Here is a 22486-nt window from a genome sequence, read left to right as displayed (position 1 = left end):
CGATCCCACCCGGCTGACGACGGCATTGCTGATTTCGCCCACGACCCTGGCCTGGATCGTCGCCGCGGCGGCCACCGCCATTCTCGGCATGGGTCTGGTCGCCGCGCTCAGCGACCGCCGGTCGGAGGACCAGCTTCGCGATCAAAAAATGCTGCTCGATGCCGCGCTTCAGCACCTCGCGCAAGGTGTCTGCATGTTCGACGCCGAAGGCCGCGTCGTCTTGTTCAATGACCGTTTTGCCGAGATGCTGGGGTTCTCAACCGCCACGCTATTGGGCCGATCTTTCCTCGACCTGTTGACGCAACAGAGAGAGTCGGGTGGTTTTTCCGGCGACCCGCCAGAAATCTTCAAGCAGGTGATGGCGGACGTCCGCCGCCGACAGACCAGCTCGCGAATTATCGAATCGTTGTCCGATCTGGCGTATTGCGTGCATCATCGGCCCATGGCCGCCGGCGGCTGGGTCGCCACTTACGAGGACATTACCGAAGGTCGGCGCGCGCAGGCCGAGATCCTCCGTCTGGCGCGTCACGATACCCTGACCGGACTTGCCAACCGGGCGGTCTTTACCGAGAGGCTGATCGAGGCAAGCCGGCATCTCGCCAGCCAGGGCGAAGGCTATGCCGTGATCATGCTGGACCTCGACAAGTTCAAGGTCATCAACGACACGCTGGGCCATCCCGCGGGAGACCGGCTGCTGGTCGAGGTGGCGGGGCGGCTGCGAACCGCGATCCGCAAAGCCGACGCGCTGGCCCGGACCGGCGGCGACGAGTTTGCGATCATATTGAGCCAGGCGCCGAACCCGCCGGAGATCGCCATTGCGCTGGCGCTCAGGATCATCAGCTCGATGGCGGTACCCTTCGATCTCGGCGGCCAGATGGCCAGCGTCGGGATCAGCATCGGACTGGCGCTCGCCCCCGAACACGGCTTCGACGCCGAGGACCTTTTGAAAAAGGCCGACCTCGCGCTCTACGCCGCCAAGGCCGGCGGGCGTAACACCTACCGGGTGTTCCAGCGGGAAATGCTGGAGTATTTCCAGATCCAGCAGGCGCGGGAGAGCGAACTGCGGGATGCGATCGAGCAAAACCAGTTCGAGGTGTTCTATCAACCCGTGATCGACGCCAATACCACCCGTCTCAAGGCCTTCGAAGCGCTGGTTCGCTGGCGGCATCCGACCAAGGGACTGATCGCGCCCGACAAGTTTATCCCGTTGGCGGAATCGACCGGTCTCATTCGTCCGCTCGGGCGATGGATCCTGCAACAGTCTTGCAAGGATGCGGCATCCTGGCCGTCGCACATCGAGGTCGCCGTCAATATCTCGGCCGTTCAGTTGAGCGACGGCAGGCTGTTCGCCGATGTCCTCGGCGTTCTGACGCAAACCGGGCTGTCGCCGCACCGGCTGGAACTGGAAATCACCGAAACCAGTCTTCTGGAAAACCAGGATCTCATCCTGGCGACCATCCGGCAGCTCCGGAATCTCGGTATCACCATGGCGCTGGACGATTTCGGCACCGGCTATTCGTCGATCAACTACCTGATCAATTTTCCTTTCGACAAGATCAAGATCGACAAGTCCTTCACCCAGGGCTGCCTGAGCCGCGCCGACTGCAAGGCGGTGGTGGCCGCGGTGCTTGCGCTGGCCCAGGGTCTCGGCATTGCGACGACGGCGGAGGGCGTCGAGACCCAGGAACAGTTCGACTACCTTCGGTCGGTCGGCGTCGACTTCATTCAGGGCTACCTGTTTGGCCGGCCGGCCCCGGTCGGCGAACTCGACCTCAGCGACGCAACCCCGCGCATGCGGCAGGTCGCCTGATCGACGGGTCTTCACCGCGTCGGGTTCGCGCCCGCCGGTACCTTGATCTCCGTCGGCAGGATGATCGCCGCGGCGATCACTAAGAGGCACAGCGCGGCGAACGCATGCAGCATGGTGACAAAGCCGCCCTGCTGGTAGAGCCACGCCACCAGGCCCACCGAAGCGCCGGCGGCGGTGAAGCCGACGAAGTAGCGCACCGAATAGGCGCGCGAGCGCCACTGCTCGCTGGTGTATTTACCGACCATGGCGTCGTTGACGGTGACCTGGCCGAACGCGCCCATCACGATGCCGATCGCGGCCAGAATCAAGGGCAGGTTCGACAGCGTCGCGGCCAGATACAGGAACGGCGCCAGCATGAAGGACAACGGCAGGCTGACGGCCTTCAGCGAATAGCGATCGATCAGCTTGCCGATGGTGTATTGCGTCATCGCCCCGAACACGTAGACAAAGGCCGCGATTACCCCAAGCAGCGCCGGACTTCTGGTGAGGTCGGAAAGCCGCTCGGCGAACAGCTTCGGAATCGCCACGGTAACCGCGTTGAAGGTGGTCGATATCGCGATCACCACGATCAGGAGCGCGACGATGACCCGCCACATATCGTTGGTTGCGACGCGCGCCTGCGCCGCCGCCTGTTTGTGGCCGGAGCGATCCTCATGAATGACGGTGCGGGCGAACGCCAGCCCGATCAGGATGGTGACGATGCCGGGAATGATAAAGGCAAAACGCCAGCCGAGATACTGGCCGACCACGCCGGTGACCAGCGCCGAGGACGCCACGCCGAGATTGCCCCAGACGCCGTTGAGGCCCATCTCGCGGCCGAGCCGGTCGGCATAAGACACGATCATGGCCGTGCCAACGGGGTGATAGATCGAGGCGAACAGGCCGATCGACAACAGCGCCGCGCCGAGTTGCAGCGGCGTCTGCACGAGGCCAACCGCGATCATCGAGGTGCCGATGCCGGCAAAGAAGATCACCATCATATGGCGGCGGCTCCAGCGATCCCCGAGCCAGCCGGTCAGAAGCGATCCCGCGCCGAACGCCACGAAGCCCGGGGTGGCGTAAGGCAATAGTTCGGAATAGGCCATGCCGAGCGCCGGCGCCATGACGATCACGGCGGCGGCGAAGATCAGCATCGCATAATGGTCGACAAAATGGGCGGCGTTGACGAAACCGATCACCCGGGCGGGGCTGTTCATGGGTCGAATCCTGCGGTGTTTTGCAATAGGTTATAGATCCTTGTACTGACGGGATGTGGCCAATGCGTATCGCCGAAACGCCAATTACAGCCATCAGAGGCGGCAGCCACCGCGCCACCGGGGATGGCGTCCATCTGGTGGCGCGGCATTACCGCCGGGGTGTCCGGTTAGACACCCACATGCACCGCGAGGCGCAGCTGGTCTATGCCGCGCGCGGCACCATGCAGGTCACCACGCCAAAAGGTCGCTGGCTGGTGCCGCCGGACCGTGCGGTATGGGTGCCGGCGCGGCTCGAACATTCCATCGACGTGCTCGCCGATATCGACATGCGGACGTTGTACTTCGATCTGGCGTGGCTTTCGCGCGAGGCGCGCAGCGCGAGCCTCGATGCCGAATTCGTGGTGCGGGTGTCCCGGCTGTTGCAGGAGGCGATCCTGGCGCTGTTCGACGGCCGCAACAATCCCGGGCGGACCGAGCTCCTGGTCCGGTTGGCCGTCCTCGAATTGCATCACGCCGAGGATGCCACCACCTTCATCCCGCTGCCGCAGGAGCCGCGCTGCCGGCGCGCCGCCGACATCGTGCTGCGCGACCCCACCGCCGCGCACGAGATCGAAACGCTGGCGCGCCAGGTCGGGACCTCGGCCCGGACGCTGTCGCGGCTGTTTTCGTCAGAGACACAGTTGAGCTTCAAGAGCTGGTGCCAGCGGGCGCGCATCGCAACCGCGATCGAACAATTGTCCATGGAGGCCAACGTCTCGGTCAAACAACTCGCCGCGGATCTCGGCTATGCCAGCGTACCGGCATTTTCGCACGCCTTCCGGCAGGTCACTGGCAAGACACCCACGGAGTTTGCGGAAGCAAAATGAGGCCGAAACGCGCTAGATTGTGATTAGTTCTGCCCCAAATCCCCTGTAACAATCACTCCCGGTTTGGATTTGACCGCCCGACATGAGCAGCAACCCCTTCTTTTCCGGTCTTCTCGCCTCGATTTCCGAGCGCAGCCGTACCCTGCTTCGCCGCGCCGGGCCGCCCGAGGCCAAACCAGACGCGTCAGACCTGATCGAATTATGCGAAGCGTTATTGTCCGGCCGCGGCGAAGCCTCCGGCACCGCGATGGCGCGCGAGGTTCTCGACCGCTATCGTGACCTCGACGGAGCCGCCCGGCTTAAGTTCTTCGAAAGTCTGACCCGCGACTACGGTCCGGACCGCGAACGGCTGGCGCAGGCGATCGAGCTCTGGTGCGCGCAGCCGAACGATGCCGACGCCAGCGATTTGCATTTTGCCTCCGAACCGCGGCGCCAGGAGCTGATCCGGCGGTTGAACCGCGCCCCGGGCGGCACCAGCGAACTGGTGGCGATGCGCGCCGATTTGCTCGACGCCATGAACGGCCACAAGGACCTTGCCGCGCTCGACCGCGACGTCGTGCATTTATTGTCTTCATGGTTCAACAGGGGCTTTCTGGTGCTGCGCAGCATCGACTGGTCGACGCCGGCCAACATTCTGGAGAAGATCATCCGCCACGAGGCGGTGCACGAGATCCGCGACTGGGACGATCTGCGCCGCCGCATCGATCCCGTCGACCGCCGCTGTTACGCCTTCTTCCATCCCGCGCTGGTCGACGAGCCCTTGATTTTCGTCGAAGTGGCGCTGACGGAGTCAATCCCGGGCGCGATCACACCGCTGCTCGCCGAGGACCCGCCGCTGGTACCGATCGAACGCGCCCGCACCGCGGTGTTCTATTCGATCTCCAACACCCAACGCGGCCTCGGCGGAATTTCCTTCGGCAACTTCCTGATCAAGCAGGTGGTGGAGGAATTGCGGCGCGAATTGCCCAGGCTGGAAAACTTTGTCACCTTGTCGCCGGCGCCGGGTTTTACCAAATGGCTGAGGCAGGATAGCGACGTTCCGCTCACCGACGAGGACCGGTCGCTGCTCGATCGGCTCGACCAGCCCGACTGGTTCGAAAACGCGGAAGTGGCGGCCCAACTGCGCGCCGTGCTCGAACCGCTGGCAGCCTATTATTTTCTGAAAGCGCGCACGGCGAAGGGCCGCCTGATCGATCCGGTGGCGCGTTTCCATCTCGGCAACGGTGCCCGGCTGGAGCGGATCGACTGGCTTGGCGACCTCTCGCCCAAGGGCCTTCGCGAATCCGCCGGCATCATGGTCAATTACCTCTATCGGCTGGAGGATATCGAAGAGAACCACGAAGCCTTCGCCAACCAGGGCGAGGTCGCCGCTTCCAGTGCGGTCAGGAAATTGCTGAAGAGCGAGGGCCGGCGCCTGTTGGACATGCGGCTGTCGTGAAGCAATCACCGGGAAAGTCCACTACCAAATTACCCTGAGCGATTTCGCTTCATCTTTGCAATTTTAAATGGCATTATAGGGGTTTTACGAAACAAAATTAGCGAGCAGTCATGGAAAATTGCGAGCCGGCGGTCGATTGCTATCGAAATTTGAATGTGTCCGCTCCGATTGTTCCGACGGGAAGTTTCCTCGTCAAATTCGAACGGGGACTGTCGACTTCGGAACGGAGGAAGATTCTTCAACGCGGTAACGGACACGTTGCGGTTACCAGCGACTACGGCGGGAGCGACTTCAACTACGAGAAGGCTGTTCTTGATTCTGATGCGTTCCTGATGGAGCGCATAGGCGTCGCTGTGCTGCGCGGAGATGGGGAGATCGCACCACGCTGCCTAGAGATCTCAGATACGAAGGGAGTTACGAAATTAATCCCGGAGTTCCTCGTCTTCGCGTACGACGATGGCGGCAGCGGGGCACACGAGGATACGGAGCTTCTGACCTGGGGCGTCGCAGCTGTCGGCGCCGGCCACTGTCGTTTCACAGGCAAAGGGATCAAGATAGGCGTGCTTGATACGGGATTTGACCGGAATCATCCCGCCTTCTCGGGGCGCAACATTCGGTTCTGGAGTGTGTTTGGCTGTGGCGCGGGGGATGTTCGTGGACATGGAACGCATTGCGCTGGAACCGCCGCTGGCGCAAAGGCCACGCCGGGGATACCGAGATTCGGGGTTGCACCTGATGCCGACTTGCATATTTACAAGGTTCTCAATGACAGCGGGTACGGCCGGGAGAGCCACGTTCTCGAAGGCATTGATCGCGCGCTGACCGACGAATGTGACGTAATCTCCATGTCATTCGGTCGCTCAGCCGGTTCAGGTACCGTCCCTAACGCGGTTTTTGAAGATGTCGCGAAGGAGGCGCTGGAAAGCGGTACGCTCATGATCGCAGCTGCTGGCAACACGAGTAGCAGGGATATCGGGCATATCGCCCCGATCGACTATCCCGCGAACTCACCATCTATTATGGCCGTCGCCGCGGTTGACAGCAGGCTCGCAATCGCTAATTTCTCGAGCGCAGGCTCGGTGGGCGGCGCTGGCATTGATGTTGCGGCGCCCGGGTCGGGGGTCTTCTCTTCAGCGCCAATGCCGCAGGCTTACCAGCGGCTTCGTGGGACTAGTATGGCAGCTCCGCATGTCGCAGGCGTAGCCTGCCTTTGGGCTGAGACGGACCTCACGTTGCGGGGGCAAGCGCTGTGGAACGCGCTGATATCGAACGCGCGGTCACTCGGCATCTCCCAAAAGGATGTGGGTGCGGGGCTAGTTCAGGCTCCATTCACGGAACATTGAGGCCGAATCATGGTTAATTCGCCGACCGGCGCAGAGGCAGCGCGACTTAAGCAGGAGTTAGAGAAGATGAGCGAAGCTAGCTTTGGCCATCCTGTCGCCTTTGTTCGGGGCATTTGGGATGGCATTTTTTCTGCTTCTAGCAGGAGAGACGCAGTGAGACTCGATGTGACCATCCGCATGCACCAGCCGCTGACCTCAGACGAGGCGCCGGCGCTAGACTCGCTGCGCAAGGCCGGTGTCAAGATCAATCGGGTACTACCTCGCATCCGGGTCGTGACTGGATCGGTCGATCCTGGGCAGCTAACGCAGCTGCGCGCCATGCCCGAGGTAATGAGCGTTGAAGAGGACCGCGCCGTTAAGGTGCAGCCAATAAGCGACCCTATCTGACATCTGCACAGCCTCCCAACGTGGCGGTGCTGTGCCTCGAAACCCAGATTTCGCTGATCCGCCGCCGTAATGTTCCCATCGTCCTCAGCCAAGCGCGGTGAGGCGGCGCCTCAGGTGCCGACATCGAGTTTCACCCGCATTACGCGCGGGCGCGGTCGGTCGACTACGCCGCTAGCAACTTATCACGCCGATCCCTTGTCGCGAAAATACGGTTCGACCGGGCCGTGGACCTTGATGGTCAAGGGGTTGCCGTAGCGATCCCTGGCGGCGCCGGCGGTGACGCGCACCCAGCCTTCGCTGACGCAATACTCCTCGACATTGGTCTTCTCGATGCCCTTGAAGCGAATGCCGACATCGCGCGCCAGCACGGCTTCGTTGTAGTAGGGGCTTTTCGGATCGGTCGAGAGACGGTCGGGAAGCTCGTCGGCTGATGGTTCGCTCGTGGCGTCGTTGTTCTCGTTCACAGCAGGGCCTCGATTTCCTTTTTCAGTCCTTCCGGTGTCGCGGTCGGCGCAAACCGCCCCGCCACCTGGCCTGAGCGATCGACCAGGAATTTGGTGAAATTCCATTTGATCGACGAGCCCAGCAACCCGGATTTTTCGCTCCTCAAATATTGGTACAGCGGATGGGCATGGCTGCCATTGACGTTGATCTTGGCGAACATCGGAAAACTGATGGCGTAATTTCTGGCGCAGAACTCTGCGATCTGGCTCTCGTCGCCGGGCTCCTGGCTGCCGAACTGGTTGCAGGGAAACCCGAGCACGGAAAAGCCGCGCGCGCCGTATTCTTTTTGCAGCGCCTCCAGACCGCGATATTGCGGCGTAAACCCGCAGGCGCTGGCGGTGTTGACGATCAACAGCACCTGCCCCTCGAACCGCTTCAGCGCAACGTCGTCGCCGGCCAGCGAGGTTGCCGTGAAATCATAAATGCCAGCCATACCCTGTCTTTCCCTGTCTTTCAACTTGGCAGAACATTCAGTTTAGCCGACCGGATCGACCGGCGTCGATGGTACGCCGCCCGCTTCGATCGCCGCGCCCGCCAGCAAGCACAGATCCTCACGGTAGCGGGTGGCGACGATCTGAACGCCAACGGGAATCCGTCCGACCAGTCCGGTGGTCACCGTTAGCGCCGGCAGCCCCAGGAAGGGAATGGCAATTTGCGGCAGCTGCGCCCGCCAAACCCGCGCAAACGAGGCCTCGTCGCGCAAATCGAGACCGTCGGGGAACGGCAATTCGGCCGACACCGGCATCAGCAGCACCGGATAGGTCTCGAGGAACTGCAGCCATTGCCGGGCCAAGGTAGCCCGCCGGGTCAGGGCTAAAGAGAAGGCGGCGGCGTCGAACGGCTGTACCTTGGCGCGATTGCCGCGCAGGCAGGCCAGCGCGCCGGGATCTCCTTCGCGCTCGGCGGCCGCAAGCTGGGCTTCATAACCGTCGCCGAGCCAGAGCCTGGTCTGCAGTTCGGCGGGCTCGCGCAGCGGCGGCGTGGTGGCGAGCTCTTCGACCACCCATCCCGCCTGCTGCAGCCGCAGGCCCGCCGCCGCGACCGCCATCTTCACTTCCGCGACGGTCTCAAGACCATCGGGCTGAAGGCACAGCGCGGCCCGCTTTGGCTCATCAGGCCCCTGCAGCGGCGCCGGCACCCACCAGGGATCGCGCACGTCCCGGCCCGCCATCGCCTCAAGCGCGATCCTGAGGTCGCCGATGGTGCGCGCCAGCGGGCCCGATACCGCGGAGATCTGGGCGCCGATGCCGCGCTCGGGCAGCGCCGCATTGAAGGCCGCGACGCGTCCCATGGTCGGTCGCAGGCCGTGAACGCCGCAGGCATAGGCGGGATAGCGGATCGATCCGGCAATATCGGTACCGTGCGCGATCGCACCGATGCCCGCCGCGACCGCGGCGCCCGCGCCGCCGGACGAGCCTCCCGGGGTAATGCCGGGGTCGCGCGGATTTTTGGTGTCGCCATGGACCAAATTGGTGGTAAACCAGCGATAGGAAAATGCCGGGCAGTTGGTCCGCCCCAGGATCACGGCGCCCGCTTTGCGCAGATTGTCCACCACCGGACTGTTGCTTTGCGCGATTGTCTCGCGCTGCAGTCTGAGGCCGTTGGTGGTGGCAAAACCTTGCTGATCGATATTGACTTTGACGGTGACCGGCACGCCCGCCAACGCGCCGACATCCTCATTGGCTGCGATCGCCGCATCGACGGAAGCGGCCTGCGCCAACACCTCATCGGGCCGGTGGTCGACCACGGCGTTGATTTTGGGATTGACGGCATCGAGCCGCAGAAGCGCTGAAGCCGCAGCCTCTTTCGCTGAAACCTTTCTTGACCGTATCAGCGCCGCGAGGTCCGCGGCCGACAGACGCCAGAAATCCTGCATTGCCAACTCCGCTACCACGGCTGACGTTGTAGCCTCGCGCGCACGACATGGCCAGCGGCACCAATCACGGCATCCGCGGCGTCGGAACGCCCCCCTCTCCTCTTGTTCGCAGGAAAGTTCCTAGCGCAAACGGGCAATGTAATAGGCCAGGTCGGCGATCTGTTCCGGCGTCACCGGCTGCAGCGCCTCCGCCATGGTGGCGTCGTAGCCGTGGCGACTGTTGTCCTTGTATTCGCGCAGGGTCTTCAAGAGATAATCCTCACGCTGGTCGGCGATGCGGGGGACGTTGTCGCGTCCGGAAAAATCGGCGTTGTGGCAGGCATTGCAGTGATACTGCTTGGCCAGAGCCTGGGCCCGCTGCAGCCGCGCGGGATCGCCGGCGTCCGCCGGCGGGGCGGGCTTCGGCAACTTGGCGATGAAGTCAGAAAAGGTCCTGAGATCGTCGTCGCTGAGCGCCTTCGCCATCTCGTTCATCGGCTCGAAGATCCGCAGTTTTTCGCGAAACATGAAAAGCTGGATCAGTGCGTAAGCCGCCTGCTGGCCGCCCAGCGATGGCGTATAATCGATTTGGGATTGTCCGTGCTCGCCGTGACAGCCAAAGCAGGACGCGGCGCGTTGCTCGATCGTGTCCGCAATCGCCGAAGATGCGATCAGCGCAAATGCCAGGGCCGCCATCATCTTAGTCTTACGCATCGGCGGGTCTGACCCTTTTCGTCGTTGCAAGGAGCGAAGCGACAAACAACGCGACCACGTTGGTGAGTTCGGCCGTAGGGTGGGCAAAGCCAACGGGCCGCGCGAATGCGCGAACCCGATGGCGTGCCCACCATCTTCTCACATTTTAAACGGCGGGCACGGCGCAAGGGCGCCTTTGCCCACCCTGCGCGCGCTCGCAATCACGAATGCTCAGCGGCCGTTACTTCGACGCCACCTTCGCCTTGCCGTAGCTGATGCGATAGACGGCGCCGTTCCAGTCGTCGGAGACCAAAAGCGAACCATCCTTCATCTGCAGCACGTCGACCGGCCGGCCGATGTACTTGTTGTCTTCCAGGAAGCCGGTGACCAGCGGCTCGAGGGAATTGACCGTGCCGTCCTTGTTCAGTCTGGCGACCACGACGTCACCGCCGGCCTTCTTGGACCTGTTCCACGATCCGTGCCGGGCGATGATGATGGCGTTCCTGTAGCTCTTCGGGAACATGTTGCCGGTATAGAACCGCATGCCGAGCGAGGCCACATGCGGGCCCATCAGGCCCACCGGCGCGACGAATTCGCTGCAGGAATGTCCCCAGCCGAATTCCGGGTCCGGAATATTGCCCTGGTAGCAGTAAGGCGCGCCGAAATCCTGGCCGATCTTGGTGACGCGGTTGAGTTCGTCCTGCGGCACATCTTCCGACATCCAGTCACGACCATTGTCGGTGAAGTAGAGCTGCTTGGTTTCCGGGTTCCAGTCGAAGCCGACGGAGTTGCGAACGCCGAACGCAACCACTTCGGCGCCTGATCCATCGAGATTGATGCGCCTGATCTGGCCGTGGGCATCGTCATGCAGGACGTTATTGCCGGGCTGCCCGACCGGAACATACAGCTTGTTGTCGGGGCCGATGGCGATGAACTTCCAGCCATGGGCCTCGTCCTTGGGCAGATTGTCGTAGATCACGACCGGCTTCGGCGGATTGTCCAGATTGTCCTCGATCTTGTCGATCTTGGAGATCCTGGAGAGTTCGGCGATATAGAGCGTGCCGTTCTTGAATGCGACGCCGTTGGGCCGGTAAAGCCCCGAGGCAATGACCTTCACCGTTCGCTTGCCGTCGGTGTTGACGATGGCATAGACCTTGTCGACAAGGCGGCTGCCGACGAACACCGTCCCCTTGTCGCCGAGCGCCAGCGAACGGGCGTTGGCCATGCCGGAGGCATAGACCTCGAGGTTGAAGCCGGGCGGCACCTTGAGTTTTGCCGTCGGCAATTTGTCCGGCGCGGCCGGAAGCGGAGGCGGCGCCACCGGTGCCAGCTTGGCCGCGGCTTCGTTGTCGGGACGCCCGATCATGGGTGAACCCGGCGGAAGCGGCGCCGCTGCCTGCTGCGCCGTTGCACCGAGCGTAAACAGGCCGAAAAATGCGCCGGCGAGCAACAGGCTGCGCGGCAGTAACCGGATCGTCATGGTACCCTCCCCAGATAGGAAGCCTTGATCCCAGTGCGCCCAGGCATGATGCGGGCGCCGATGGCTTTCCTCGCCGTAACTTCCGATATTTATCGGTAGGTAGGCAATCGGAAATAAGTGAGAGTGGCATTCCATGCGGCGCGCCCACCGAATTCGGGTCTACCCGAGGTCGGCAAATGTCAGCTGCCCAGTCGGCAACGGCCGACGTGACTGGCGCGAAGGCGGAAATGAGGGCGTGCGACAATGATGGCGATCAATGTCAGTGTCTTGTGATGCGTTCATCATCGACGTCGAGAAGCGCTTCGGCAAACGGAAACTCCAGCACGATCTCGCCTGCGTCATCGGTTACTTCCAGGATCGCGTGCAGCAGGCCGCTCTCGGCGCCTTCGGCCTTGAACAGCTCCCGGATCATCGCGCGTGCAACTTGCCAGGCGCGATCCGGGTCGCGCAGCTCCTCGCCTTCGGGATCGGGAACCAGCTCGCTGCCGATCCGTGAATTGAAGAAATATCGCGGCATAGGACCAGATCCACTTCGCTTGAGGGCGTTCGATTGCGGAACCAGCGACTTCTGACCCGCCGCTTTATCCATTATTGCCAAAATCGCTCCGGCCCGGCATCAGCATCCGGATGATGCCGCCAGTTACATTTAACCTTAAGATTCAAGCCGGCTTGAACGCCGGACCGCACAAATCCGTGACTTCTTTTTGCGGCGCACCATAAAAACAGCGGGCCGATCATAAAGATTTCACTGGCGATCTTTCTCAATACCATTACTTTGACTGCGGGCGGGAATTCGTCCGGTTATAGAAGGAGAGCCAAAATGGCCTGGAAAACCCCAAAGATCGTCGAAGTGCCGGTTGGCATGGAAATCAACATGTATGCGTGCGCCGCCCGCAAATAAGCGGCTTCTGCAAGTTCAAGCTTCACGTTCAACGCAGGTGGACCGCTGGGCATGACACTTCCTGATCCCTGGGGATCCCTCAAATGGTGGGATCTGCCGGATTTCAGGATTGTGATCATGCCGGTGTCCACCTTCGAGGCGTTTTATCCAAGGGTTGGAATGCCAGGAGACGGATCATGCTTCGCGTCGTCGTCCTGGGCGCTGCGGCGGGCGGTGGCGTGCCGCAGTGGAATTGCGGATGCGCGGTGTGCCGGATGGCGCGAACCGAGCATCCCGAACTGCGCAGCACCCAGGCTTCGATCGCGGTCAGCGCGGACGGCGATCACTGGTATCTCGTCAATGCCTCCCCCGATTTGCGCCAGCAGCTGATCGCCACGCCGCAACTTCACCCCAGGGCCGGACAGCTCCGTCACAGCCCGATCGCGGGCGTAATCCTGACCAACGGCGAGATCGACGCCGTCGCGGGCCTGTTGTCGATGCGCGAGGGCTCGCCATTCACCATCTATGGCCACGCAAAAGTGCTGGCAATCCTGCAAACAAACAGCATCTTCAACGTGCTGAGCGAGACCAATGTGCGGCGCCAGTCAATCGAAGTGGACCAAATGTTCGAACCGGCACTGCCTTCGGGATCGCCGTCCGGCATCGAGATCCTGCCGTTTGCCGTTCCCGGCAAAAGCGCATGGTATCTGGAAGGCAAGGTCCACCCCGCGGGGCGCGACGGCACAGGCGACACGCTGGGGTTGCGCATCGGTGACAAGGCCCGCGGCATTTATTTTTATTTTCTTGCCGCCTGCGCCGAAGTGACCGACGAACTCAAGTCGCGGCTTGCCGGCGCCCCCCTGGTCTTCTTCGATGGCACGGTGTGGCGCGATGACGAGTTGATCTTGGCCGGCCTCGGCACCAAGACCGGGCAAAGCATGGGACATATCGCGATGTCAGGCGCGAGCGGCGCCATCGAGGCCCTCTCCGGGCTCGATATCGGGCGCAAGATATTTCTGCATATCAACAATTCCAACCCGGCGCTGCTGCACGCTTCTGCCGAGCGCAAGACCGCCGAGCGCGCGGGCTGGCAAATTCCCGCTGACGGAACGGAGATTTCCCTTTGAACGCGACGATCTCTGGCGCAACGGCCTTGAAAGGCATGACCTTGAGCGGGATGACCGCGTTTTCGATTCCCGCCAACACGCCTCTGAACAGCGCCGGAGAACTGGAGGCGGCGCTGCGCCAGATCGGCGCCACGCGCTATCACAATCTGCATCCCTTTCACCGGCTGCTGCACGGCGGCAAGCTGAACAAGGGCCAGGTGCAGGCATGGGCGCTCAACCGCTATTATTACCAGAGCACGATCCCGATCAAGGACGCCGTGGTGATCTCGCGCTTCCGCGACCGCGCCACCCGGCTCGAATGGCGGCATCGCATCGAAGATCATGACGGCGATGTCGGCAGCGAAGGCGGCATCGAGCGCTGGCTGAAGCTGACCGAAGGTCTTGGGCTCGACCACGCCTACGTGGAATCCACCGAAGGCATCCTCCCGGCCACGCGCTTTGCGGTGGAAGCCTATGTGCACTTTGTCCGCGACAAGAGCCCGCTGGAAGCCATCGCCTCGTCGCTGACCGAATTGTTCGCGCCTAACCTGCACGAGGAACGCATCGCGGGAATGCTGGCGCATTACGATTTCGTCAATCCCGACATCATGAGCTATTTCAGCCGGCGGCTGACGCAGGCGCCGCGCGATGCCAACTTTGCCCTTGATTATGTCAAGACCCATGCCAGCACGCCGGCGGAGCGCGAGTCGGTCTGCAATGCGCTGCTGTTCAAGACCAACGTGCTGTGGGTTCAGCTCGACGCGCTGTATCACGCCTATGTCGAGGGTCACGTGCCGCCGGGGGCATTTGTTCCCAAGGAAACAGCCACGGAAGACCGGTAACCAACGGGAGGCGAAGCGATGGCGGACCGCAACATCCGTGTCAACGAAGCAAGCCGACCGGTTCTGCCGCGGCATGCCCGCCTGAAGTTTGACGAGACGCGGCAACGCTGGGTCATTCTGGCGCCGGAACGCGTGCTGGCGCCGGATGACATCGCGGTGGAAGTGTTGCAGCTCTGCGATGGGGTCCGCAGCGTCGGCGCGATGGTCGACCACCTCGCCGAAAAATATGCCGCCGGACGCGAGGCCATCTTGACCGACATTATCGCCATGTTGCAGGACCTTGCCGACAAGGGCTTTCTCACCGAAGCGCGCGAGAAGACGTCATGAGCGAGCTTCTCACCGACGCAGGCGCAGTGGCCAGCGATCCCGCGGACGGCCTCGCGGTGCTGGAGAGGCGCGGTTCGCTGGCCGAGAGCTATGGTATTCCGCTCGCGGTGCTCGCCGAGCTGACGCATCGCTGCCCGCTGCAGTGCCCCTATTGTTCCAACCCGGTAGAGCTGGAACGCGGGTCTGCCGAACTGACGACCGGGGAATGGAAGAAGGTCCTCACCGAATTGGCCGAAATCGGCGTGCTGCAGATCCATTTCTCCGGCGGCGAACCCACCGCGCGCAAGGATCTGGTCGAGCTGGTGCGGCATGCCAGCGATGTCGGGCTGTATTCCAACCTGATTACCTCGGCCGTGCTGCTGAGCCGCGAAAAACTCGCCGCGCTCAACGATGCCGGGCTCTGTCACGTGCAGATCAGTTTCCAGGGCAGCGAGCCTGCCGCCGCCGACCGTGTGGCCGGCTTCAAGGACGCGCATGCGAAGAAAATCGAAGTCGCAAAATGGACGCGCGAACTCGACCTGCCGCTGACGGTCAATGCGGTCATGCACCGGCAGAACCTGTTCCAGCTGCCTGATATCATCCAGATGGCGGTCGACCTCGACGCCGACCGGCTGGAAGTAGCCAATGTGCAGTATTACGGCTGGGCGCTGAAAAACCGCGCGGCGCTGATGCCGACGCTTGAGCAGATCGAACAGACCAGCCGCATCGTCGAGGAGGCCCAGGCGCGGCTCAAAGGCACGCTCGCCATCGACTTTGTGGTGCCGGATTATTACGCGTTGCGGCCGAAAAAATGCATGGGCGGCTGGGGCCGGCAGTTCTTCAACATTTCCCCCGCCGGCAAGATCCTGCCCTGCCACGCCGCCGAAACAATTACCGGGCTTGAGTTCCTGTCGGTGCGGTCGAACCATTCGATCGCCTGGATCTGGCAGAATTCAGAGGCCTTCAACCGCTATCGCGGCACCGGCTGGATGCCGGAGCCGTGCCGAAGCTGCGAGTTCAAGGAAGTCGATTTCGGCGGCTGCCGCTGCCAGGCTTTTGCCTTGACCGGCGATGCCGGCAACACCGATCCGGCCTGCACGCTGTCGCCGTTTCACGAACAAATCTTCAAACTGGCGGAAACCGAAGCCGCCGGCGACCAGACCCGTTTTCTCTATCGCAACTTTGCCGGAGGTACGCCGGAGACGGGCGGCGACCATGGCGCCTGACGCCGACGCCGGCAAATCTGTTGCGCAACGCGCCGATCCGTTTGCGCCGCTGACCGCAGAGCTGTTGCCGGTCGGCAATGGCCACGAGATTTACGTCGAAAGCGTCGGCCGGACCGGCGGCATCCCTGCGGTCTATCTGCACGGCGGGCCGGGCAGCGGCTGCCAGGCCGATCAGCGGCGGCTGTTCGATCCGGAACGCTTTCATACTGTCTTGTTCGATCAGCGCGGCGCGGGCCGAAGCCTGCCCAAGGGACAGCGCGAACACAATACGCTGCCGCATCTGATCGCGGATATGGAGGCCATCCGCAAGAAATTTGCCTTCGAGCGCTGGATCGTGGTCGGCGGCTCCTGGGGCGCCACGCTGGCGCTGGCCTACGCGCAAGCGCACCCCGACCGGGTCGCGGGCATCATGTTGCGCGCGACCTTCCTCGGCACCCGTACTGAACTCGAAGGCGCCTTTCTCGACGTGCTGCCGCGCTTCTATCCCGATCTCAGCGTTGATTTCCTTGATTTGCTGTCAGCGAAAGAACGCGGCCAGCCACTCGATGCCTACTGGCGTCGCATTCTCGACCCCGATCCCGCGGTGCACGGACCGGCCGCCCGGGCTTGGCACGACACCGAACGAATCCTCAGCGAACACGGGCCGTCGCGGGCGCGGCTCGATCCGGCGTCATTGAACTCGACGCGGCCCCTGCCTTCGACCCCCTTCATGGAAGCGCACTACTTTCAAAATGATTGCTTCATGAAGCCGGGGCAGCTCAAGGCGGAAGCCGGAAAGCTCGATCGAATCCCCGGCGTGATCGTGCAGGGGCGCTTCGATCTGCTCTGTCCGCCGGCGACCTCGCACGCGCTCGCAGGCGTCTGGCCCGATTGCAAAGTTCGCGTCGTCGAAGGTGCCGGCCACCTGCTTTACGATCCCGGCATCCGCGACGCCGTGATGAAGGCGATCGCCGATCTGGCCTCGGAGATTGGCGGGTGATTTGACGCGTTGCGCTACGCGGTAATATTGTTGCGGTGCCGCATAAGCGCGCGATTGCATTAACTTTATGGCGCACCGCAAAATGAAAGTTGGTAATCCTGGGAAAATTGCCTTTGTGGAACCTCCCGAATGGCTCTAAAAAGCAAACTCAAGTTCGCATTCAAAAAAACCAAGAGAGTGTCGGATTAAGCGCTCGAATTGAAAAGTAAGGCCGCGCTTTTCCAGTCTTGAGCGCGGGACAAGGTAGGAATGAAAGCAACTGATATCGCGGCCCCCGACTACTTTCATAAAGTGGTCGACTGCCAGTGGGCCTGTCCCGCACATACGCCGGTTCCCGAATACATCCGCTTGATCGCCGAAGGCCGCTACAGCGACGCCTACATGATCAATTGGAGATCGAACGTGTTTCCGGGAATTCTCGGACGCACCTGCGATCGTCCGTGCGAACCGGCATGCCGCCGCGGCCGCGTCGAGGAAACACCGGTCGCGATCTGCCGGCTCAAGCGCGTCGCCGCCGACTTCAAGGACGACGTCAAGCACCGCATGCCCAGGCCGTCGGCGAAAAACGGCAAGCGCATTGCGATTGTCGGCGGCGGTCCTGCCTCCCTCACCGTGGCCCGCGACCTCGCGCCGCTCGGCTATCACTGCACGGTGTTCGATGCCGATCCTAAAGCGGGCGGCATGATGCGGACCCAGATTCCGAAATTCAGGCTGCCGGATTCGGTCATCGACGAGGAAACCGATTATATTCTGGGTCTCGGCATCGATTTCAGGGGCGGACAGCGCATCGACAGCCTCAAGAAGCTGCTCGGCGAAAGTCATGACGCGATCTTTGTCGGCTCCGGCGCGCCGCGCGGCCGCGAACTCGACATTCCCGGCCGCAAGGACGCAGCCAGCCATATTCACATCGGCATCGACTGGCTTTCGAGCGTGTCGTTTGGCCACACCGATACCATCGGCCGGCGCGTGATCGTGCTCGGCGGCGGCAATACCGCGATGGACTGCTGCCGAACGGCGCGCCGGCTCGGCGGCGAGGACGTCAAGGTGATCGTGCGTTCCGGCTTCGAGGAGATGAAAGCCTCGCCTTGGGAGAAAGAGGACGCCCTGCACGAGGATATTCCGATCCTCAACTTCATGGTTCCGAAGGCATTCACGCACGACCGGGGCAAACTCACCGGCGTTACCTTCGAAAAGGTGAGAGCCGAATACGATGCCAACGGCCGGCGCAATCTGGTGCCCTCGGGCGAACCGGACCAGACCATCCCCTGCGACGACGTCCTGGTCGCGGTCGGTCAGGAGAACGCCTTTCCCTGGATCGAGCGCGACTGCGGCGTCGAATTCGACAAGTGGAACATGCCCAAGGTCGATGCCAAAACCATGGCATCGACCAACCCAAAGGTGTTTTTCGGCGGCGACGCCGCGTTCGGGCCGAAGAACATCATCTGGGCCGTGGCGCATGGCCACGACGCCGCGCTTTCGATCCACAAGCGGCTCTCCGGGGAAGACATCACCGAGCGTCCGCTGCCTGAAGTGCATGTCTCGTCGCAGAAGATGGGCATCCACGAATGGAGCTACGACAACGACGTCTCCGGCGACAAGCGCTACAAGGTGCCGCATCGCGACAAGGTGGTGGCGCTGAAGGACATCCGAACCGAAGTCGAACTCGGCTATGACGTCAAGCTGGCGCTCGGTGAGGCACAGCGCTGCCTGAACTGTGACATCCAGACGGTATTCGCCGCGCCCTTGTGCATCGAGTGCGACGCCTGCGTCGACATCTGCCCGATGGACTGCATCACCTTTACCGAGAACGGCGAGGAAGCCGATCTTCGGCAACGGCTGAAGGCGCCGTCGCCGCACCTCGACCAGGATCTCTATGTCGCCGACGGCCTCAAGACCGGGCGCGTCATGATCAAGGACGAGGACGTCTGCCTGCATTGCGGCTTGTGCGCCGAACGTTGTCCGACCGGCGCCTGGGACATGCAGAAATATCTCATCGATATGACCCACGCAGGTACATCATGTCCGTCCAAAAGCCGATCGGCAGCGTAAACGACTTCGTCGTCCGCTTTGCCAATGTCAACGGCTCGGGCTCGGCGAGCGCCAACGAGATGTTCGCCCGCTCGATCCTGCGCCACGGCGTGCCGGTGTCGCCGCGCAACATCTTTCCATCCAACATCCAGGGGCTGCCGACCTGGTACGAGGTGCGGGTGACCGAAGCCGGCCACCTCGGCGCACGCGGCGGCGTCGACATGATGGTCGCGATGAATCCGCAGACCTGGGACAAGGACCTCGCCGGAATCGAACCCGGCGGCTATTTGTTCTACGACTCGACCAAGCCGATGCCGTCGTCGAAATTCCGGTCCGACATTACCGTGATCGGCGTGCCGCTGACCGCCATCACCAACTCGACCTACAAGGATCCGCGCCAGCGCCAGCTGTTCAAGAACATCATCTATCTCGGCGCGCTGTGCGCGCTGCTCGATATGGACCCCAAGCTGATCGAGCAGCTGATCGGTGAGCAGTACAAAGGCAAGGAGAAGCTGTTGTCCTCGAACGTCCACGCGCTGCATCTCGGCCGCGACTGGGCGCTGCAAAATCTCAAATGCCCGATCGGCCTGCGGGTGCGCAAGGCCGACAAGGTCGGCGACCGGATCTTCATTGAGGGCAACAGCGCGGCCGCGCTCGGCGCGGTCTATGGCGGCGCCACCGTCTGCGCCTGGTATCCGATCACGCCGTCATCGTCGCTTGCGGACGCTTTCGCGATCCATTGCAGGAAGCTCCGGCACGATCCCGAAACCGGCAAGGCGAAATATGCCATCGTCCAGGGCGAGGACGAACTCGCATCCATCGGCATCGTGATCGGCGCGTCATGGAACGGCGCACGCGCCTTTACCGCTACTTCCGGCCCCGGCATCTCGCTGATGCAGGAGTTCATCGGCCTGTCCTATTTCGCCGAGATTCCGGCCGTCATCATGAACGTGCAGCGCGCAGGCCCCTCGACCGGGATGCCGACGCGGACCCAGCAATGCGACATCATGGCCTGCGCCTATGCCTCGCACGGGGACACCAAGCACGTCCTGCTGTTTCCGGAAGACCCGGCGGAAGCCTTTGAATTCGCCGCGACGGCGTTTGATCTGGCCGAACGCCTGCAGACCACGATCTTCGTGATGCTCGATCTCGATATCGGCATGAACCACAGGCTGTGCCGCCCGCTCAGATGGGATGACTCCCGGCAATATGACCGCGGCAAGGTGATGACCGCGGAGATGCTGGAGGAAGGACGCGACTTCGGGCGCTATCTCGATGTCGACGGCGATGGCATCCCCTACCGCACCTATCCCGGCACCCATCCGACCAAAGGCTCCTATTTTACCCGCGGCACCTCGCGCGATCGCTACGCGCGCTATTCCGAGGAAGGTTCTGTCTATGCCGACAACATGCAGCGGCTGGTGCGCAAATTCGAGACCGCCCAGGATATGGTGCCGCGACCGTTGCAGGCCAATGCCGTCAGGCCGACCAAATACGGCGTGATCTATTTCGGCTCGACCGCGCCCGCAATGGACGAGGCGATCGGGCTGTTGGAGGCGCGCGGCCATCAACTGGACCGCCTGCGCATCCGTGCCTTCCCGTTCCATTCCAGCGTGGCAAGCTTCCTTGCCGACCACGACTTCGTCTACGTGGTCGAGCAGAACCGCGATGCGCAGCTGCGCTCGCTGATCGTCAACGAGAACGGTATCGATCCGGTTCGGCTGGTTCCGATCCTGCATTATGACGGCTCGCCGATCACCGCGCGCTTCATCGCCGGCGCGATCGGTGACCATCAGGATCAGCTCCAGTTGACCCCGCTCCGCAAGGTGAAGTCATGACCTACATCGCAAAACCGAAGTTCCAGCATCCCGGGCTGCCCAGGAACGATCTCGGCTATACCCACCGGGATTACGAGGGCAAGGTTTCGACGCTGTGCGCCGGTTGCGGCCACGATTCGATCACGGCATCGATCATCGAGGCCTGCTTTGAGCTCTCGATCGAGCCGCACCGCGTCGCCAAGATCTCGGGCATCGGCTGCTCCTCGAAGACCCCCGATTACTTCCTCGGCAATTCGCACGGCTTCAATTCGGTCCATGGCCGCATGCCGTCGGTGTTGACCGGGGCCAATCTCGCCAACCGCGATCTGATCTATCTGGGCGTCTCCGGCGACGGCGATTCGGCCTCGATCGGCTTCGGCCAGTTCGCGCATTCGATCCGGCGCGGCGTCAACATGACCTATATCGTCGAGAACAACGGCGTTTACGGCCTGACCAAGGGGCAATTTTCGGCCACCGCCGACCGCGGCTCGAAGTCCAAGAAGGGCGTGATGAATACCGACAACGCGATCGACCTGGTCGGGATCGCGCTTCAGCTTGGCGCGAGCTTCGTGGCGCGGAGCTTTTCCGGCGACAAAACCCAATTGGTGCCGCTGATCTCGGCTGCGATCCAGCACAAGGGGGCGTCTTTCATCGACGTGATCAGCCCCTGCGTCGCCTTCAACAACCACGCCGGCTCGACCAGGAGTTTTGACTATGTGCGCGAGCACAATGATGCGGTGAACCGCCTCGATGTCATCTCAGGCCGCGACCCGATCACCGTTGATTATGCGCCGGGCACGGTGCAGATCGTCGAGCAACACGACGGCACGCGGCTGGAGCTGCGCAAGATCGATGCGGATTATGACGCCCATGATCGCCTCGCGGCGATGACATTTCTGCAAAAGCACGCCGCCAAGGGCCAGATCGTCACCGGATTGCTCTACATCGATCCCGAAGCCGAAGACATGCATGCCCATCTCGACACCGTCGAGCGGCCGCTCAATGCGCTAGAGGTCAGCGACCTCTGTCCCGGCTCCGCCGCGCTGGACAAGATCAACGCCAGTTTGCGCTAGACGACAGGACAATTGACCGGTGCCAACTTTCAGCCTTAATCACCGGTCGCGCTACCCAACCGGACCAGCGCCTTAAGATCGAATTCAGGCTCTGGAATGTGGCCAAAGGTCAGCAACGGCTTGGAGAGCAGTATTTTACCCAACCGGAACAATGACGAGGCATTCCGCACATCGTCGCGCGGGAGATCCTCTATCGTTTGACCGGCGAACATCATGATAGCGGGAGCCAAACGCCGCACGGACGTCTTTTGCCTGGCTGGTTTTCTCGGTGATGACGATCTGCGCAGGGGCATAGCGATTTTACCGGAAGGAACGCTCGGTGAAATCGCCAGAATACATCATGAACATTGGTCCCTCCTCCCGGCAACTTGAGCCCGGCATCCTCGTAATGCCTGGGCGCTCAGTCGAGCGCTACCGCCGCGCGGCCGGCGGGGGGTTCGTTCGCACCGGATTCCGGTCTACTTTGCATGGGGTTGTTTTCGATATTTTAGATGCGAGAGCAGCGCCCTCGAATTGCTTGAGTAGTGGACCTGGGGGCGAGCGGCCCTCTGCGAGGACGTGATGCGCGGCGGGGGCTGCGGAGGCAAATCGAGCTTGAGTTGCTTCAGCAGCAGCTTCTGGTCGGTATTGAGCTCAGTATAGCGGCTGAGGATCAGC

The 22486-nt window shown here is 62.3% G+C and carries 23 protein-coding genes; 15 read left to right on the top strand and 8 right to left on the bottom strand.

The features are described 5' to 3' along the window. Positions 1-1810: putative bifunctional diguanylate cyclase/phosphodiesterase (locus tag ABSG20_RS07450; protein WP_423863853.1), on the top strand; the 1810-nt coding region annotated here is incomplete at its 5' end. Positions 1811-1821: 11 nt separating this feature from the next. Here ABSG20_RS07450 and ABSG20_RS07445 read toward each other — a convergent pair. Beyond that, complete coding sequence (locus tag ABSG20_RS07445) at positions 1822-3006, bottom strand: MFS transporter (protein ID WP_423863852.1); 1185 nt, start codon at positions 3004-3006, stop codon at positions 1822-1824. A gap of 62 nt (positions 3007-3068) precedes the next feature. On the opposite strand from ABSG20_RS07445, the gene ABSG20_RS07440 reads away from it, so the two are divergent. The 4 genes from ABSG20_RS07440 (at position 3069) to ABSG20_RS07425 (ending at position 7040) form a co-directional block, all read left to right on the top strand. Then, positions 3069-3872, top strand: coding sequence for an AraC family transcriptional regulator (locus tag ABSG20_RS07440; RefSeq protein WP_423863851.1), 804 nt, complete (start codon positions 3069-3071; stop codon positions 3870-3872). Between the two features lie 82 nt (positions 3873-3954). Continuing rightward, positions 3955-5310, top strand: a complete 1356-nt coding sequence (locus ABSG20_RS07435; RefSeq protein ID WP_423863850.1) for a malonyl-CoA decarboxylase — start codon at positions 3955-3957, stop codon at positions 5308-5310. A 110-nt stretch (positions 5311-5420) separates the two neighbouring features. Further along, positions 5421-6653: a S8 family serine peptidase gene (locus tag ABSG20_RS07430; RefSeq protein ID WP_423863849.1), complete on the top strand. Its 1233-nt coding sequence runs from the start codon at positions 5421-5423 to the stop codon at positions 6651-6653. Positions 6654-6719: 66 nt separating this feature from the next. Then, positions 6720-7040, top strand: a complete 321-nt coding sequence (locus tag ABSG20_RS07425; RefSeq protein WP_423863848.1) for a hypothetical protein — start codon at positions 6720-6722, stop codon at positions 7038-7040. A gap of 182 nt (positions 7041-7222) precedes the next feature. On the opposite strand, the gene ABSG20_RS07420 is transcribed toward ABSG20_RS07425, so the two are convergent. The 6 genes from ABSG20_RS07420 to ABSG20_RS07395 all read right to left on the bottom strand — a co-directional run bounded on the left by ABSG20_RS07420 (position 7223) and on the right by ABSG20_RS07395 (position 12089). After that, positions 7223-7504 carry a DUF3297 family protein gene (locus ABSG20_RS07420; protein ID WP_423863847.1) on the bottom strand — a complete coding sequence of 94 codons (282 nt, stop codon included), beginning with the start codon at positions 7502-7504 and terminating at the stop codon, positions 7223-7225. Next, positions 7501-7977, bottom strand: coding sequence for a glutathione peroxidase (locus ABSG20_RS07415; protein ID WP_423863846.1), 477 nt, complete (start codon positions 7975-7977; stop codon positions 7501-7503). The genes ABSG20_RS07420 and ABSG20_RS07415 overlap by 4 nt, the downstream gene beginning before the upstream one ends. Positions 7978-8019: 42 nt before the next feature. Beyond that, positions 8020-9420: an amidase family protein gene (locus tag ABSG20_RS07410; RefSeq protein WP_423863845.1), complete on the bottom strand. Its 1401-nt coding sequence runs from the start codon at positions 9418-9420 to the stop codon at positions 8020-8022. A gap of 120 nt (positions 9421-9540) precedes the next feature. Next, complete coding sequence (locus ABSG20_RS07405) at positions 9541-10113, bottom strand: c-type cytochrome (RefSeq protein WP_423863844.1); 573 nt, start codon at positions 10111-10113, stop codon at positions 9541-9543. A gap of 220 nt (positions 10114-10333) precedes the next feature. After that, on the bottom strand, positions 10334-11572 hold the full coding sequence (locus tag ABSG20_RS07400) for a PQQ-dependent sugar dehydrogenase (RefSeq protein ID WP_423863843.1): 1239 nt from the start codon (positions 11570-11572) through the stop codon (positions 10334-10336). A gap of 259 nt (positions 11573-11831) precedes the next feature. Beyond that, a complete protein-coding gene (locus ABSG20_RS07395) occupies positions 11832-12089 on the bottom strand; it encodes a DUF6894 family protein (protein WP_423863842.1) in 258 nt (85 codons plus the stop codon). A 303-nt stretch (positions 12090-12392) separates the two neighbouring features. Between ABSG20_RS07395 and pqqA the strand changes: the two genes are divergently transcribed. The 10 genes from pqqA to ABSG20_RS07345 all read left to right on the top strand — a co-directional run bounded on the left by pqqA (position 12393) and on the right by ABSG20_RS07345 (position 21984). Then, positions 12393-12473, top strand: a complete 81-nt coding sequence (gene pqqA / locus ABSG20_RS07390) for a pyrroloquinoline quinone precursor peptide PqqA (RefSeq protein ID WP_009031067.1) — start codon at positions 12393-12395, stop codon at positions 12471-12473. Positions 12474-12649: 176 nt separating this feature from the next. Beyond that, positions 12650-13579, top strand: a complete 930-nt coding sequence (pqqB, locus tag ABSG20_RS07385) for a pyrroloquinoline quinone biosynthesis protein PqqB (protein ID WP_423863841.1) — start codon at positions 12650-12652, stop codon at positions 13577-13579. Between the two features lie 35 nt (positions 13580-13614). Further along, entirely contained in the window at positions 13615-14400 is a 786-nt protein-coding gene (gene pqqC / locus ABSG20_RS07380; RefSeq protein ID WP_423863855.1) for a pyrroloquinoline-quinone synthase PqqC, read from the top strand. An 18-nt stretch (positions 14401-14418) separates the two neighbouring features. After that, entirely contained in the window at positions 14419-14727 is a 309-nt protein-coding gene (pqqD, locus tag ABSG20_RS07375; RefSeq protein WP_423863840.1) for a pyrroloquinoline quinone biosynthesis peptide chaperone PqqD, read from the top strand. Continuing rightward, positions 14724-15932 (top strand): pyrroloquinoline quinone biosynthesis protein PqqE, encoded by a 1209-nt coding sequence (pqqE, locus tag ABSG20_RS07370; RefSeq protein ID WP_423863839.1) that lies wholly within the window; start codon positions 14724-14726, stop codon positions 15930-15932. Before pqqD ends, pqqE begins: the two co-directional genes overlap by 4 nt. Further along, positions 15922-16911, top strand: coding sequence for an alpha/beta fold hydrolase (locus tag ABSG20_RS07365; protein WP_423863838.1), 990 nt, complete (start codon positions 15922-15924; stop codon positions 16909-16911). Before pqqE ends, ABSG20_RS07365 begins: the two co-directional genes overlap by 11 nt. Positions 16912-17160: 249 nt before the next feature. After that, complete coding sequence (locus ABSG20_RS07360) at positions 17161-18960, top strand: FAD-dependent oxidoreductase (protein ID WP_423863837.1); 1800 nt, start codon at positions 17161-17163, stop codon at positions 18958-18960. Further along, positions 18930-20777, top strand: coding sequence for a 2-oxoacid:acceptor oxidoreductase subunit alpha (locus tag ABSG20_RS07355; RefSeq protein WP_423863836.1), 1848 nt, complete (start codon positions 18930-18932; stop codon positions 20775-20777). Before ABSG20_RS07360 ends, ABSG20_RS07355 begins: the two co-directional genes overlap by 31 nt. Next, on the top strand, positions 20774-21829 hold the full coding sequence (locus ABSG20_RS07350; protein WP_423863835.1) for a 2-oxoacid:ferredoxin oxidoreductase subunit beta: 1056 nt from the start codon (positions 20774-20776) through the stop codon (positions 21827-21829). Before ABSG20_RS07355 ends, ABSG20_RS07350 begins: the two co-directional genes overlap by 4 nt. Beyond that, positions 21781-21984 (top strand): hypothetical protein, encoded by a 204-nt coding sequence (locus tag ABSG20_RS07345; protein ID WP_423863854.1) that lies wholly within the window; start codon positions 21781-21783, stop codon positions 21982-21984. The genes ABSG20_RS07350 and ABSG20_RS07345 overlap by 49 nt, the downstream gene beginning before the upstream one ends. A 303-nt stretch (positions 21985-22287) precedes the next feature. On the opposite strand, the gene ABSG20_RS07340 is transcribed toward ABSG20_RS07345, so the two are convergent. Continuing rightward, the coding region (locus tag ABSG20_RS07340; RefSeq protein ID WP_423863856.1) for a hypothetical protein at positions 22288-22486 on the bottom strand (199 nt) is incomplete at its 5' end.

Origin of the sequence: Bradyrhizobium sp., from assembly GCF_049512235.1 — a bacterium.
In the GTDB taxonomy this organism is placed as follows: domain Bacteria; phylum Pseudomonadota; class Alphaproteobacteria; order Rhizobiales; family Xanthobacteraceae; genus Bradyrhizobium.
Note: the sequence above shows the minus strand (reverse complement) of the source record. Positions and strands in the feature narration are given on the sequence as shown.